This is a genomic window from Photobacterium marinum (assembly GCF_000331515.1).
Lineage (GTDB): Bacteria > Pseudomonadota > Gammaproteobacteria > Enterobacterales > Vibrionaceae > Photobacterium > Photobacterium marinum.
Window position 1 is genome coordinate 427,239 of sequence record NZ_AMZO01000006.1, and the last position, 15,872, is coordinate 443,110.

General features: G+C 42.3%; 11 protein-coding genes. 8 read left to right on the forward strand and 3 right to left on the reverse strand.

The annotated features are described in order from the left end of the window. Positions 1-38: 38 nt before the first annotated feature. From C942_RS06315 to C942_RS06335, 5 genes are all read left to right on the forward strand, one after another. On the forward strand, positions 39-2,132 hold the full coding sequence (locus tag C942_RS06315) for a TonB-dependent receptor (RefSeq protein ID WP_007463734.1): 2,094 nt from the start codon (positions 39-41) through the stop codon (positions 2,130-2,132). A gap of 33 nt (positions 2,133-2,165) precedes the next feature. Then, positions 2,166-3,374 carry an MFS transporter gene (locus C942_RS06320; protein WP_007463736.1) on the forward strand — a complete coding sequence of 403 codons (1,209 nt, stop codon included), beginning with the start codon at positions 2,166-2,168 and terminating at the stop codon, positions 3,372-3,374. A gap of 108 nt (positions 3,375-3,482) precedes the next feature. Beyond that, the gene (locus C942_RS06325; protein ID WP_007463738.1) at positions 3,483-4,670 is read left to right on the forward strand and encodes a thiolase family protein; all 1,188 of its coding nucleotides are present in this window, start codon (positions 3,483-3,485) and stop codon (positions 4,668-4,670) included. Positions 4,671-4,698: 28 nt separating this feature from the next. Then, positions 4,699-6,549 (forward strand): ABC transporter ATP-binding protein, encoded by a 1,851-nt coding sequence (locus tag C942_RS06330; protein WP_232428138.1) that lies wholly within the window; start codon positions 4,699-4,701, stop codon positions 6,547-6,549. Beyond that, entirely contained in the window at positions 6,549-8,357 is a 1,809-nt protein-coding gene (locus C942_RS06335) for an ABC transporter ATP-binding protein (protein ID WP_007463742.1), read from the forward strand. Before C942_RS06330 ends, C942_RS06335 begins: the two co-directional genes overlap by 1 nt. 87 nt (positions 8,358-8,444) lie before the next feature. On the opposite strand, the gene C942_RS06340 is transcribed toward C942_RS06335, so the two are convergent. After that, positions 8,445-9,419: a helix-turn-helix domain-containing protein gene (locus C942_RS06340; RefSeq protein WP_007463745.1), complete on the reverse strand. Its 975-nt coding sequence runs from the start codon at positions 9,417-9,419 to the stop codon at positions 8,445-8,447. A 354-nt stretch (positions 9,420-9,773) separates the two neighbouring features. On the opposite strand from C942_RS06340, the gene C942_RS24585 reads away from it, so the two are divergent. From C942_RS24585 to ltaE, 3 genes are all read left to right on the forward strand, one after another. Then, positions 9,774-9,890 (forward strand): multicopper oxidase domain-containing protein, encoded by a 117-nt coding sequence (locus C942_RS24585; protein ID WP_269744761.1) that lies wholly within the window; start codon positions 9,774-9,776, stop codon positions 9,888-9,890. A 175-nt stretch (positions 9,891-10,065) separates the two neighbouring features. Then, a complete protein-coding gene (locus C942_RS06345) occupies positions 10,066-10,443 on the forward strand; it encodes a DUF6404 family protein (protein WP_007463747.1) in 378 nt (125 codons plus the stop codon). Between the two features lie 91 nt (positions 10,444-10,534). Beyond that, complete coding sequence (gene ltaE / locus C942_RS06350) at positions 10,535-11,560, forward strand: low-specificity L-threonine aldolase (protein ID WP_007463748.1); 1,026 nt, start codon at positions 10,535-10,537, stop codon at positions 11,558-11,560. Positions 11,561-11,660: 100 nt separating this feature from the next. Here the strand turns inward: ltaE and C942_RS06355 are convergent, their stop codons facing one another. Next, complete coding sequence (locus tag C942_RS06355; protein WP_007463750.1) at positions 11,661-14,066, reverse strand: hypothetical protein; 2,406 nt, start codon at positions 14,064-14,066, stop codon at positions 11,661-11,663. Between the two features lie 78 nt (positions 14,067-14,144). Next, positions 14,145-15,335: an alpha-xenorhabdolysin family binary toxin subunit A gene (locus tag C942_RS06360; RefSeq protein ID WP_007463752.1), complete on the reverse strand. Its 1,191-nt coding sequence runs from the start codon at positions 15,333-15,335 to the stop codon at positions 14,145-14,147. Between the last annotated feature and the right edge of the window lie 537 nt (positions 15,336-15,872).

Genomic DNA, 15,872 nt, shown 5'->3' on the forward strand with positions numbered 1-15,872 from the left:
TTGTGGGTTTTGGATCATAACATTTCAAAGGATCTCACATGCCTACTCGTATGACACTGCTCGCTGCATCAGTGGTGTTCGCTCTATCATCAAATGCACAAGCTTCAGTGGAAATTGACTCCCCAAATAGTTCACCTTCAGATCATGATGCATTAGAAGTCATGACTGTAACTGCAACTAAAATGGAAGAAAACGTTAGAGATATTCCTGTTTCGGTACAGGTGACTACGGGGGAAGAGCTTGAGAAAAAGAGAATTTACAGCCTTGAACCATTCTTTAAGACACTGCCGAATGTGGCAATTTCAAATAACTATGGGGTGTTTTCGTCGCCAAACTATCGTGGTTTAGCGACATCTGCGTTTGCGCAAGAATCTCCCATCACTGTTTACATTAATGGCGTACCACACTCTTCTGTTTATGGTATGGACTTAGGGTTGTTGAACGTTGAACGTGTTGAATTCTTACGAGGCTCACAGAGTACCCTATATGGTCAGAGTAGTTTGGGTGGCGTAATTAATGTGATTACCCGTCAGCCAGATGATATGCCTGAAGGTAAGTTAGTTGCAGAAGCTGCCGAGTATGATGGTCGAATGATTTATGGTTCATATGGCCAGGCATTAATAGAAGATGTTTTGAGTTTTAATATAGCAGGCCGATATCGTGAAAGTTCAGGGTACTTAACAAATAAATACCCAGGTTCCCGCTCAGACTATGATGAATCAGAAGCGTACCAATATAACGGTAACTTAAGGTGGAATATCACTGATAGAACGCATGCAATATTGAGCTTGAACGGTGAAGACCGTGATAATGGTGGTCTGCCGTTTTATGCTGAAAATGACGGTTCTTTAATGACACGCCAGGAAATTGATGCAAAAAACCGAGTTAAAGTTTCTGATCAGGCTCTTAAAATTGAGCATGAGACAGATAACTTTGTGACTACTTACTTGGCAGCTAATCAAAAGACATCAGCGGATCATGTTTCTGATATGGACCGTACCAATGGCTCAACATCGCCTGTTATAGGTAATTTTGACGGTGCAAAATTTATTGATGACTCTGAAGTCAGCACCCAAACTCATGAACTGAGGTTTAATTCGAATAATAGTGATATTCGATGGGTTGGTGGTGTTTTTTACCAAGACCATTTATATGACGCAAAAGATAATGGCACAGTTGTCCCAAATTCAAACTTCGGTCATATGGAAGCGCACAATATGTCTGATGTGTCTGGCGAACAATTCGCAATTTTTGGCCAGAGCATCTTTCCGGTGACAGACAGGCTTGAAACTACGCTGGGTCTAAGGTGGCAAAAAGATGATAAAGAAATTGATTCATCAAATCGAAGCGTAATGATGGGAAACGATACCACTACTAATTACAAACGAGAAGCTTCCTGGGATGTCTGGTTGCCAAAATTAGCTTTTGGTTATCAGTTGGAAGGGGAACACTTGCTTTATGGTAGTGTGTCAAAAGGTTATCAAGCCGGAGGTTTTAACTTTACTGAATTAAATCCGAATAAGGCGAAATATGAGCCGCAAAGAACTATTGATTATGAACTTGGAATTAAATCTTCATGGTTAGATAACCAGCTGAATTTTGATCTAAATCTTTTCTATCTGGATATTAAAGATGCTCATGGACGGAGTATCAGCGCATTGAATAACATTACTTTTTTCAATGTAGATAAGGCGCGCAGTTATGGTGCGGAATTCGATCTGAACTGGTTCATTAATATGGATTGGTCACTGAGCGGTGCACTTGGCCTGAATAAAGCTGAGTACAGAACGAATGAATTTGCCGGAAACAGAATGGCGAATTCACCAGAGTTTACGTCATCGTTAACGCTGAATTATGGTGGCTATGAAGGACTTTATGGACACCTGACTTATAACTATCGTTCATCAACTTATACAGATGCTGAGAATACTCTAAAAATTGATGGTTATGGCTTAGTTGATGCGCACTTGGGTTACCGAGTGGACGACTACACGGTTTATGTCTTTGGTACAAACCTGTTTGATGAAGACTACACCACTAATTACTACGCCTTGCCTTTCCCGGGACCCGCGCCTATTGCCGGTGCTGGTCAGCCACGAACATTGGGCTTGGGTGTGTCTGTAGATTTTTAACATCGTGTTGAATTCAAAAAGAAGGTGAAAGTTATGCCAAAAATAACGACTTGGATACTTCTTTGCGGACTGGCGACGGTTGGCGCAGGACAGTCGATCATATTTTCTGTACTGCCGCCGCTTGGGCGACAAATTGGTATGCCTGATTATCAGGTTGCTTTGATTTTTACGTTAGCCGCGATCGCTTTCATGGTTTCTGCTCCATATTGGGGTAGGAAGAGTGATGAGTGGGGGCGGAAGAAGATGATTGCGTTTGGGTTTCTTGGATACGCCGCTTCCACTGGTTTATTCGGTCTGTTTGGTGATTTAGGTCGGTTCAGTGTCATCACTGCAACGTCGGCTTTTTTGCTTATGACATTTGCCCGGCTTTGTTATGCATTGCTGTCCAGTGGGGTGTTTCCGGCAGTACAGGCCGCAATTGCAGAGTCAACTGGTGAGGAGAATCGTTCGTCAGCAATGGCATCTATTCAGGCCGCGTATGGAATAGGTATGGTCGGTGGCCCCGGGATTGCGTCCTTGCTGGTGGTGATATCTATTACTTTGCCGTTGTATGTTTCTGCGGCGATTTCAGCTGTTGCTGGTATGTTGGTTTTGGTCGTGATGCCAGAAACAAAAAAAGCAAAATCTGTCGATAAAGCAAAAATAAAGTTGAAGGTAACAGATTCGCGGATCTTCTTTTTGTTGCTCAGTGGCTTTGCGTATTTTATCGCACTCTCTGGGTTACTTCAGCTCGCAGCTTTCCGGTATCAGGATTTGTTTCAGTTAACTCCTGAGCTTGCTGCGGCACAAACCAGCATTGGCTTTGTCTGTTCGGCAGTTGCCACCATTATAACCCAATTGTTGATAATCGGTCGTTTGCGTTTGGCTCCTGCTAACCAGATTGTGATTGGTCTTGTTTCTGGTGCCAGTGCTTTTTTCCTTATGACCTTGCCTGAGCATGTATGGCAAATGCACGCACTTTTTGTGCTGTTTGGCTTATCTACCGGATTGATGACAACCGGTTTTAATACTGCTGTAACTCTGGCGGTTGACAAGGATGAATTAGGGGCGGTGTCAGGTCTTGCTGCTGGTACTCAGGCGGCTGGTTATGTGGTTGGTCCTTTGTTGTCAGCATTGCTTTATCAGATGGCGGCAGAGGTGCCTTTCCAGCTGTTTGCATTATTACTAGGGCTATTTTGCGCTTTAGTCTTGTTGCGTTGGAAAAGTATACCCGGCCAACCTGTTCAACCTGCTGAACAATAACTTTTATCGGTAAACTTTCAGTCACTTTATTCTTAATCGATAAAGGTTTTTCTTTAATTCAGAATGGAAGGTGATCGGAAGTTTGCCGGCAGATAAAGGAATCGAGCAATGCTTGAAGAAGTAGTTATTGTAAATGCTGCCAGAACACCAATGGGGCAATTTCAGGGGCAACTTAGTTCACTGAGTGCATCTAAATTGGGCTTAGCGGCTTGCAGAGGTCTCATCAATGATGAACCTTCATTATGCCGTATTGTCGACCATGTCATTATGGGACATGGGCTTCAGGCCGGCAATGGACAGAATTCATCCCGGCAAGTTGCAATGCAGTTTGGGCTTGCTCCGTCTTCGGTTGCATTCACCGTTAATCAAGCGTGTAGCAGTGGACTCTTGGCTGTTATTCAGGCGTCTCAGTGTATTGCATTACGGGACTCTGAGGTTGCAATTGCAGGGGGAATGGAAAGTATGTCCAACGCCCCTTTCTTGTTAAATCGCTCTTCAATGGGTACGGCTGCATTAGGGGATTTACGCCTGATCGATAGCTTGGCTCAGGATGGGCTGACTTGCGCTATTAACGGCGAAAAAATGGGGCTAACAGCAGAGAGGATTGCTAAGAGTTATCAAATCAGTCGATGTGAGCAAGATGCATATTCGTTGTTATCGTCGCAGCGAGTGAAGGAAAGTGCATTAGCTGGGCTACCGGCAAGAGAAATTACACCTGTTCATTATTTAATTAATGGACAAGTACATATCGCCGCTCAAGACCAGCTATATGGTAACGATGTGGATGAAAAATCATTAGCATCTTTGCGACCAGCATTTACTCCGCAAGGAACTGTTACAGCCGGCAACTCATCAGGAATTAATGATGGGGCTGCTGTGTTATTACTTATGTCAGCGAGTCGGGCGGCCAATGAAGGTTTTGAACCTATGGCAAGGATTATGGCTTGGACTTCTGTTGGACATTCACCGGAAATGATGGGAATGAGTCCGGTGCCGGCGATCAGGCAATTATTGCAAAAAGCTGGGATGAATATTGCTGATGTTGACCATTTTGAAGTCAATGAAGCCTTCGCGGTTCAAGTTTTGGCGATAATGCGAGAGCTTGGTTTAGACCAAGAAAAAGTTAATCCCAATGGCGGAGCTTTGGCTATGGGACATCCAATTGGTGCATCTGGTGCACGTATTCTTGTTACTCTCTTACATTCAATGAGAATGAAAGATAAATCAATAGGTATTGCTGCTGTATGTGCCGGAGGAGGGCAGTCAACGGCAATGCTTATTGAACGTCTATCATGATGATTCTCAAGATAAAAGGACTGTTCGTGTGAATAAAAAACAATCAACTCAGGATGATTGGCAAATAATGACGCCTGTTAAGGGCCAAATAAGATTTGCAATGACATTATCAGTGTTGAGTTCGTTATCCGTCTTGGCCAGTTTATACGCGCTGGCTCTTGCTGTTGAAGTGATGGCAGACAGCAATCAGGCTTGGCCGACAGTTGAAATTGTTGCAGCAACTTTCTGTACTATTCTTGCTTATGTACTTCGGTTACGTTCTTTTGCGGTGTCTCATTGTGCGGCATTTCGCTTGGAAACTATTCTAAGAACTCAACTAAGTGAACACCTTGCTAAAGTTTCGATGGGATATATACAACAATTCGGCGCAAGTAAGCTAAGTAAGGTGATTCAGGATGATGTAAAAGAACTTCATGTGTTTGTTGCAGACAGTACTCCGCTCTATGCCAGGGCATATGCTGCGCCAATAATGACGCTTATTGGTTTGTTAATTCTTGATTGGCGGCTTGCAGCTGTAACAGTTGGTCTGCTGGTTGGTGGTTTTTTGGTTCTTGGCATAGCAAGGCGTGATCATGGGGATCTTTCAAAGCGTTATATGGAAACTCGTGAGCAGGTTAGTGCAGCTGTTATTGAATATGTGCAGGCGATGCCGGTGGTAAGAACCTTTGATACTGGTACCAGTACATTTGGACGCTACTCTGAGGCTCTTGAGGCTTATCGTGAAATTGTTGTTAATTGGTATCGTAGTGTTAGTTTTTCTTCCCGCTTTTCCATAGCGTTACTTAATCCTATGCCAACCTTGGTTCTTTTACTATGGGCTGGCGCCTGGCTTTTCTGGAGTAACGAGCTTGAATTTTCCACATGGCTAGCCACTTTGCTTATTGGTACAGGCATGGCGGAATCAATGATGCCTCTGATTTCTCTTCAGCATTTGATTGGTAAGGCGAAGATCAGCATTACCCGGATAAATAATGTATTAAGTGAAAAACCATTGCTTCAGCCTGATAAAGAATATGTTCCTCAAGGCTGCGATATTTGTTTTGATAACGTAAGTTTTCGATATACAGAAGATAGTGATTATGTGTTGCGAAATGTCAGCTTTTCAACAGGCGAGGGGACAATAACAGCTTTAGTTGGTCCGTCTGGTGCAGGAAAAACAACGATTGCTCGTTTGTTACCACGTTTTTGGGATGTGAATGAGGGCAAGATCACCATTGGTGGTGTAGATGTCAGAAGTTTTACGTCGGAAAATTTGATGCAATATGTTGCGTTTGTTTTTCAGGATACTTTTTTGTTTGCTCAGAGTATCGCAGACAATATTCGCCTGGGAAATCCTAATGCAACTATGGAAGAGATAGTTGAAGCGGCTAAAGTGGCTCAGGCTCATGAGTTTATAATGCAGTTGCCAAATGGTTACGATACTTGTGCCGGTGAGCGCGGGACATTTCTTTCCGGTGGTCAAAAGCAACGAATTACTATTGCACGCGCAATTCTTCAGAATCGCCCAATTCTGGTACTTGATGAAGCGACTGCATTTGCTGATCCGGAAAATGAAGCCTCGATTATTGAAGCGTTGGCTGCCTTAATGAAAGGAAAGACTGTCATTATGGTTGCTCATCGCCTAACCACCATAAAGGATGCCGATCAAATCCTAGTTTTTGATAAAGGAAGCCTTGTTGAATCTGGTAAGCATTGTGATCTGATCAGTCATGACGGAACTTATGCTCGTTTATGGAGCAGTTATGAACGCTCACAGGCGTGGACGTTTAATTCTGAGTCGCAAACGAGTTCTGTTTGTAGTAGCGCTCTTTTGCCTGATGAAGAACTGTTTGGGGTAGCGGAAGCTATTTCAGGGAATCTTTCTGTGGAGGAAGCTTAATGAGCCATTCAGAACAGTATGATAAAGGTGAAAGTAATCTTTTGTCTTCTCACTCATTAAGTTGGTGGGAAATTTGGAAGCGCTTGATTGAAATTAGTAGTGTTTATGGACCCAAATTAGTGCAGAGCATGTGGTTGCTGGTTTTGGCTGCTTTGCTACAGGGGGGGGCTTTGGCATGCATTATGCCGTTATTTGTGGCTATTTTTACGACTCAAGATGCTCAGGTTGTCTTTATTTGGCTTGGTGTGATGACGGTATTGATGTTATTGAGCTCTGCTGCCAGATGGGGAGCACAAGGTTTCGATTTCCGTGGTGACATGGCACAAAATACTCATCAGTTACGAACTCGTTTAGGTGAAAAGCTTCGGATTGTGCCATTAGAGACACTGAAAGATAAACGTGCGGGAGAGGTTAATGCAACTCTGCTGGGGAATGTCGATGAAAATATGGCTTATACGTTAACTATCGCTAACATGTTGCTTAATGCTCTGGTGTGTCCATTAGTTGTTGCTGTGTTTACGCTTTACTACGATTGGCGCTTGGGATTACTGCTAATGCTCATCTTTCCAACTTTGATTCCTCTTTATCGCTGGTTGGCACCTCGTTTTAGCAGGGGAATTGATAATTATGTGGCAGCACATCAGCAAATGAATGCAAATATTCTTGAGTATACGCAAGGTATTCAAGTTATGCGTGCAACAGGATGTGTCGGGGAAAAAGCAGAACGATTACAGGAGAGCCTGGCTTATTTAGAGAAGGTACAAATTGAAGGGCAGGAAAAAGGAACAAAGCCGAACTTGTTAATTTCAAGTGTATTTGAACTGGGGATGCTATTTGTATTTGGTTGTGGAGCATACTTAGTGACCAAGGGTGAAACAGATCTTGCTGTTTTGGCTGCGTTACTAGTTGTTATCGTCAGGTATGCTGAACCTCTGTCATCATTTATCGGCTATACAAAGATTATTCACTTGGTGGAGGCTTCTTTGGTTCGCATTGAAACATTGCTACAAGTAACTGAACTGCCGCAATTACCTCCACAAGAGCCGCAATCCTATGATATAGAATTTGAAAAAGTTGATTTTTCATATCAGGGTTCTAATCATTCTGATTTGAAAGAGTTTGATTTAAAGATTCCAGCGCGCAGTATGACCGCGTTAGTCGGTCCTTCTGGAGCAGGGAAAACAACAGTTACGCGGTTGTTGATGCGTTATGCGGATCCTCAGAACGGATGCGTGAAGATTGGAGGTGTTGATGTTCGAGCTATTCCTGCAGAATCTATCAATCACTTGATTTCAGTTGTATTTCAGGATGTGTATCTGTTTGATGATACGATTTTGGCTAATATTCGAATGGCACGTCCTGAAGCTAGTGAACTGGAAGTGCAACAAGCAGCTATAGCAGCTAATTGCCATGATTTTATTCGTAGCCTGCCTCAAGGTTACCACACTCATGTTGGCGATATTGGCTCCAGGTTATCAGGGGGAGAGCGTCAACGCATTAGTATCGCCAGAGCTATTTTGAAAAATGCGCCAATTCTAATTTTAGATGAGCCCACAGCTGCGCTTGATACTGAAAGTGAGGTGGCTGTTCAGTCTGCGATTGATCATTTGATTAAGGATAAAACGGTAATTGTAGTTGCCCATCGTTTATCGACCATCATATCAGCAAGTAACATTGTTGTTGTGGATCAGGGTAAGCTTGCAGAGCAGGGCACACATAATGAGTTACTTCACAAGCGAGGAAAATACAGTGTAATGTGGCAGGCTCAACAAAGAGTTAAGCATTGGCATTTAACAGAGAGTGCCTGATATTTTTTATGACGAAGGTCCTGTTGTATAAGGCTATACGACAGGACTTTCTCAAAAAGATAGTAATTAGGTCCATCTGTATGTGCTTTATCCTTGTTTGCGAAGATGTTTCAAGTCTCTTGGTTTAACTCCGTAATGTTTGAAAAATGTAGAAGAGAAGTGACTAGCGTTATTATAGCCAAGGTTTTGGGCAATGGTAGTAATTGGCATGTCACTATTAATAATTGAGTGATAGGCTTTTTCCATTCTACACTTAATTACGTATGCGTAAGGGCTTGTGTTAAAGACGGATTTAAAGTCTTTTTTTAGTTTAAAATCATTAGTACCAACTAAACGAGCAAGAGTTGGTAACTTAGGAGGGTTAAGTAATGAGTTTTCAAGAATGTCTCTTGCTTTGTATACCCTATGCCTTTCCCTCTCATTGATATTAGAGTCAGGTATTGGCTGGCTAAACATAGACTGGATGCTTAGAGAAATTAGTTCATACGCTTTTCCTTGTAAGAATACTTGTTTGATCATTTCCGTGACCGGAGGATTTAATAGCATGTCTACGCATTTTTGCATGGGGAGGTTATTTGTCATGGGAATGTTCATGTAACCTTTTGCTTGATTTGCATTGCAATTTTCAATAATAGTATCGAATTCAATAAGGTATTTTTTAGGAAAACATATAGATACAATCTGTAAATTCTCTGTAGGGGCAAAGTATGCTGCGCCATCAAAACTGCAATGACAACATAGGTTTGCGCTTCCTGGTGAGGAGGTGCTTTCATAATTACAAAGGTTAGATTTTGTTGTTACCGTGCCATCTTTTACAAAAGCCAAAGATAAGTATTCACGATTATCCCGAATAGGAATTTTAATTTCTTGATGTATGCATCCTTCTAAAAAAACAATTTGGATTTCAGAAAATAAGTAGGTTGAAATGTTTAATACAGATTTTTCAATTTGAATGGTCTGATGGTTTTCAGAGCCTTTGTTGAAAACACCGTTAGATAGACATTGCTGTTTATCAATCTCTAAACATATGTTTTCAGTATCATGAGAGGTATGTTTTTTCATATTATAGTGATTATTCTTCTTTATTCTGAGTATATCATTTTGACTACCTTATCGATAATGATTATCATTCTAGATCTAGTGGTTTTGTTTTACAATAGTTTGTTTTCAGAGTCTTTTTGTTTTGATTTATAGATGACTAATTTCATTGTTTTAGAATTGAGTTTGCGAGGTATTTCACGGACAAGACGATTTTTCAAATTAAGTTAGCTATTCATTCTTGTTTCGGATTGTGTTGGTCTAATGATGCCCAATTGTTGCTAGTGTTTAAGTGATCTCGGTGCTGTCATTTTGCTTTAGAGTGACTAATCCAGCTAACGCCAATTACAGTCATCGTTAGTCTTTACATCACTCATTATTTCCTGGATGTTTCTCATGCCTTTTGTTGCTGACAATCTGGGATGTTGGATATACCACCATCATGTTATCGAGCATATGAAAAACGGCCTGATGGGGTATGTTGATGTCAAATAATTGCTATTATGCGCAATTGGTCATAATGATAAGATCGAGATCACAAATTGTTAGAGGCGAATGAGTTATGTTATGCCGCTTTGTTCGTCGACGCAGTGATTTGTGTTCTCATTCATAGTAGAACCGAAGGGCACCCCCTTATTGCTGTCGTCTTGAGTTAGTAAGGAACCCGCTGATGCAGATGGATGATTTTATCCGCGAGTATCTGATTTCCCTTGGTGCTTCCGAAGATGATCTCCGGCCTTATCCCTATCTTTTCTATAAATTGACTGGTTACAAGGGTAAGCCGCGTGTTTTTGAACATCCGCTCAAACTGTTTGTACTTCAATTTATTCTTGGGACATTGCTCTGGGGGGCCGGTATGTACATTTTTGTCTGGCATTTTCATGGGCCGATGATTGCTCAGTTTTATTCCGCTATTGCTTTCGGTGTTGGTTCAGGTGCGATCCTGGCGGTTCAGGTGCGTAACAGAGCTCAGCGTCTGAAATTATACCAATGGGAAAAGTGGCTTAAAGATCATGGGTTCGGTGAGGGGCATCATACCGCGCATTAATTGACTTTTTGTTAATATTTTACAATCCCGGTGCTGTGTTTTATGTCATGCTTAGCGAATGATTGATGCAACAAAATAAGGATATCCCGGGATGATCGATTTTCGCTCTGATACTGTTACCCAGCCAACGGCTGAAATGCGAACTGCAATGGTTAATGCGCCTGTCGGTGATGATGTTTTTGCCGATGACCCGACAGTAAATGATTTGGAGCAATGGGCTGCTGAGCGCCACGGATTTGAAGCCGCTATTTTTACCAGCTCTGGCACACAGGCAAATTTGCTGGCACTGATGAGTCACTGTGAACGAGGTGATGAATACCTTTGCGGCCAGCAGGCTCACAACTATAAATATGAAGCGGGTGGTGCGGCGGTATTGGGTTCAATCCAGCCTCAACCGGTTGAAAATGAAAAAGATGGCACCTTGAAATTCGACAAGCTTAAAGCTGCTATCAAGCCGGATGATTTTCATTTTGCCCGCACAAAATTGCTCAGCCTCGAAAACACTATCAATGGTAAGGTGCTACCTCTGGAATATTTGGCTCAGGCTCGTAATTTCGTTGATGAGCATGGCCTGAAACTGCATCTGGATGGTGCCCGTGTCTATAATGCTGCGGTGGCTCTGAATGTTGATATCCGAGAAATCGCCTGTCACTTTGATTCTATGACCATTTGTCTGTCGAAAGGGCTGGGGGCGCCGGTTGGTTCACTACTATTAGGTGATGCTGAATTCATCCACAAAGCTCGTCGTATCCGTAAAATGCTCGGAGGTGGTATGCGGCAGGCGGGCATTCTGGCAGCAGCAGGCAAGATGGTACTGACCGAAAATGTTGAGCGTTTGGCTGAAGACCATACCAACGCGAAGTATCTAGCTGAGCAGCTAAATCAGGTTGATGGTTTTAGTGTCCGTACTGAACTGGTTCAGACTAACATGCTGTTCGCCAAAGTTGATTTGGCCATTGATCAACAAATGTTGTGTGCAGAACTTAAGAAGAAAGATATCCTTCTTCTGTCTGGCAACCCGATGCGCTTGGTTACTCATTTAGGCATCAGCCTTGCAGATATTGATGTTTTTGTATCTGAGTTAAAAGAAGCCTTGGTAAGGCTCGGTAGTCATTAACAGCCTATATTCTTGTTTATCTTCTGAGTTTCTTATTCTTATTACGTTACGGGTAAACAGAACACCTCCGGTAAATCGGAGGTGTTTGTTAATAGGCTAATTACTTACTGCATGAGTGAGTGCTTGGGATGCCTGTACCCTTGAACTCTAAATGGATACGCTCCACCTTGGAGAGGTCATAGTCTTTCATATTTTGTAAAGCAATCGACCAGGTGGTGAATGGAGTAGGCTCAAAATAAGCAAAAGCATATTTCTTAGCCACTTCACCGTCGGTGATGATACTGATCTGTTTTTCAAGAGGTTCATCTAAACGGTTATCATCCAGTTGATAATAGAATGAACGTGATAGTGGTGCAGCGCTGAATGTAAATTGCTTATCTTTCAGTCTGTCTTGGTATGCGCCGTTGTTAGTGATATCTAGGTAAAATTCCTGGCCCGCAGCTAATTCACTGCCTTGTAGTACAGCTCGCACTGTATTCAGGCGAACGCGGTCGTAGCGACAGAAAGCAGCTTCATCCAGAGGAAGGTTAAAGCTTAGTTCGCCAGTTGAGATAAAGTTCTTTAATTGGGCAGGATCAGTAATGTTGATACTTCTAATGGTAAAACCGTGCGGCTCCGGCTGGAATGAGGCCATTGCCAGTGAGTATTCATCCTCAAAGGTTGCCCAATCAGACTTATAATCGAGATAGGATTTGTTCAGGGCCGGCTTAACCTTACTTTCTTCCAGCGCCCAGTACTTAAATGCCTCGCGGTAATTGACCAGAGCTGCATACATAGGGCGTTTGAAGTTATTTACCGCCCGCATGAAGTGCTGTTCAAGTTCGGATATTGCCGCTTCGTTTTCTTCCATTTCGGCGATGAGATCTGTTACTCGCTGTTGCTGACGTTGGTTAACTTCGGCTGTGATCATAAGATCGATTAAGCGAGACTGCTCGGTGACCAGACGTAGCTGCGCAGAGTTGATTGACTTGCCGTAAACGATAAGCTTTTCAAGTTCAGCCAGATAATTACGTGCACCGCGAATGCCCAGGCTATCAGCAAAGCGCAGGTTATTGCGGACATCAATTAACAGCGCATCCCAGGCGTCATTGCTCTCTTCGATAGAAGGGACATCGAAGTTGAACTCGTTGACCACACCGACCAGTTTGCCGTGAACGATATTCTTTTTCACTTCATCGGTCAGCTTGGCGATGCCGGCAACTGATTTAGTGATGTTATCGATTACTGACGTTACTGATTTGATGTTGGTCGCCAGATTTTTCATTTTATCAGCGGCATTAGGAACTTCTTCCGCCAGTTGTTTAGTTAGGGCACTGGCTCCTTCAAGGTTGCCGACAAATACACCGGTAACTGCACTACCAAGGTTAGCAATTGCCGAGAATATTTCGAATGCAGCCTTGAGTTCTTCTTTACGCTTCCAGTTTTCAACACCAATCAGGTAGGTGGAGCGGGCATCAAATACAGCTTCTTCTTGGTTGTTGTAACGTTTTTGGACGTTTTTCAATGCTGTTTCCAGCTTGCCGATCGTTACATTAGCGTGATCAATAATTGATGATTCAGCCTTGGTTGCATCATTCAGTTTGCTCAGAGCTAGCTCAGCAGATTTTTTGCGCTCGGTATTGCCAGCGCTGCGGTCCATAAAGCGATCATACTGCTGTTGGTAGTCCTGCATGACATTGAGGTACGCACTGTATTTTTCGCTGTATAGACGATGATCCAGATAAGGAACATAGTTATTATTGTGACTGGTAAACTCAACAAATTGCTTGAAACCTGCGGTCTGCAGATAAAGGTTTGCCAGTAGAGGGTTGTCATCAAGAATAACGGATGAAGCTCGCATGCTTTTTTCGAGCCATGCCAGCATCTGGATACTGAGCTGTGGGTTCTGATCATAGATCAGTGCTGCCATATCGAAGGTTTTATTGAATATTTCCTCATGTGCGAGTGGATTCATCTGTACATAGCCGGAAATATCCCCGGTAATTGAGGTGACATCGCGCTCACCACCTGCCATGGCGATAGTTTTTCCCCAGCCTGTCATACTTGAGTCCAGAGTGTCGAGCTCAACAGAGCCATCGCTTAAGCTTGAAATAATATCGATTTGAGCTTGGATATCCTCACTGATCACCGTGATCATACCGGCACTTTCCGGTGAGCCTTCAAGATTTATAACACCATTGCCGGCTCCGATGATTTGGCGGGCGAAAATAAATACGGCTTGATTTTCAAGTGATAAAACAAAGTCGGATGGAATTTCCAACGTATCGGCAACCACAACAATCATGGCTTGTTGATTAAGGATGACCTCAGGACGAGATAATACTTCGGTTAAATTAAGGTAGAGATCAGCCGCCACTATTTCTGTGCTGCTGGTGGTCATGATTTTAGATTGAAGCGACTGGGGCAAGTTTGTCGGTTCAATCAAATGGTGAATGTCAGTCCATTCGCTTGCCTGTGCCTGAACACCGGCAAGCAGCAGACTTGTTGCTAACGCTAAACGGTACATAAATAGAATAACCTCAGGGGTTAACCGAGTTTGATACCCGGTTAACCATCAAAATGAAATATAAAGGGAAGGTATGAATTAATCCGCTTTCTCGACGTAAGCGTTTTGTGCAAATTGCTTGGCTTTTACACTGATTTCTAACCAGTTTTTCTGAACCTGACCAAGGTTGATAGTGGTAAGCATACTGGCCAGCTTGGCCTTGGCATTTTCAATTCCGCGTGGACCTTGTGATTTTTCCAGCAACTCAAGTACCGTAGTAAAGTCGCTGTTTATTTCCTGCCAGTGAAGTTTTAATTCATTGACGTGAGGGATCACTTGCTCGACGCTGTCTTTGATTGTGGTAATGCTTGCTGTGGAGCGAGAGAAAGAGCTGTAAACGTGTTCGCGATAGGTTAAATCTTTGGACCACTTAGCTAAATCATCTTGTAGTTGATTTCTTTTAAATCGGGCTTTTTCTGCTTTGTCACCATATACGCCCATTACTGGAATACTGGCCAGAGGGAACCAAATATAAGCAACGGCAGAAGCGGAAACCTTAACGTTGTAGTCATATTCTTCGTTAAGATCCTGGATATCAGCTTCAAGTTTTTTAATTTTTTCTTTTAGTTTACTGCCGTCATCATCAAGAAATTCGCTATGGCTATCTTTTAAGGTTGCTAGTTGGGCATTTTCAGTTTCCAGATTGGTAGAGAAATCATTGAGCTGTTTGACAACATCACTGACTTTGTTTTGGCGATCTGTTGCCATTTCATTTAATGTTTTTAGCTGCTCTATCGCAAAGTCTCGCCACATTTCGGCTTCAGAAGTATCTTTGGTATTACGCATTTCATTTAGAGATTCAAGTACAGGGATGATTAAATCACTATGAACACTTGCGTAATTCGATAAATCAAAGGCTAAATCAATAACGCCGGGATAAATATTACGTTTCCACTGATCTGCCGTGTTATGGATGCGTCCATATTCTTCGAGTAAGGGCTGGAAATTAGCAAAAGACACATCATCTGGAATGGCAAAAGCCATCTTCATTGAGCTTTCAGTGATAGGCAAACCGAGAGCACCTTCGACATAAACTTGAATTTGTGCCCACTCTGATTGGCTGAGAACGAACTTATCCGATTTCGCATCGATAAATTGCCCGTAGTCACCCACAATGGTGTCATAACTTGCAGGAGTTATATCAGGTACCGAGGCTGTAGCGAGGCCGCTAATACCCATTAAAGAAAGACAAACAGTGGTTGCCAACAGGCTTTTTTTTAGCTGTTTCATGTTTTTATCCCAACTTAAAATTGGCTAATGTAATGGTTATTTTTCTTATCATATTTGTCACACACAAACTTGGTGTGTAAGCGCTCGAAAGCATATTCCACTGGGGAATCAATTGCTAATTTGAATGATGTTTTTCTGATCTTCAATCCATGAACAACATAATCAGTTAAAACTATTTTTGGATTGAAATCACAATCTATATGCGCTCTCGAAAATAACAATAAAACCCAGATCACAAATTGTAGGGGGCATAGAGCAAAAGAGAAAAGAGTAATGAGAAATTAATATGGGGTTAATACAGTCTTTTGAAATGAAGTAACTAAGTTGAATGCTTCATAGCATGCTTTATTCATGATGTTAATCTTTGTTCTAAATTCATTTACTTCAATAAAACTATTTATTTGGAGTTATTCTGATTCATCTGACGGGTGAGTATTAATCATTTGAAACGTATTTCTGCAAAGTATTAACATATATAAAATTTTTTGGCTAAGCCTAAATTACAACATTCTATTAGGTTTCACGGCGTCATGTGGA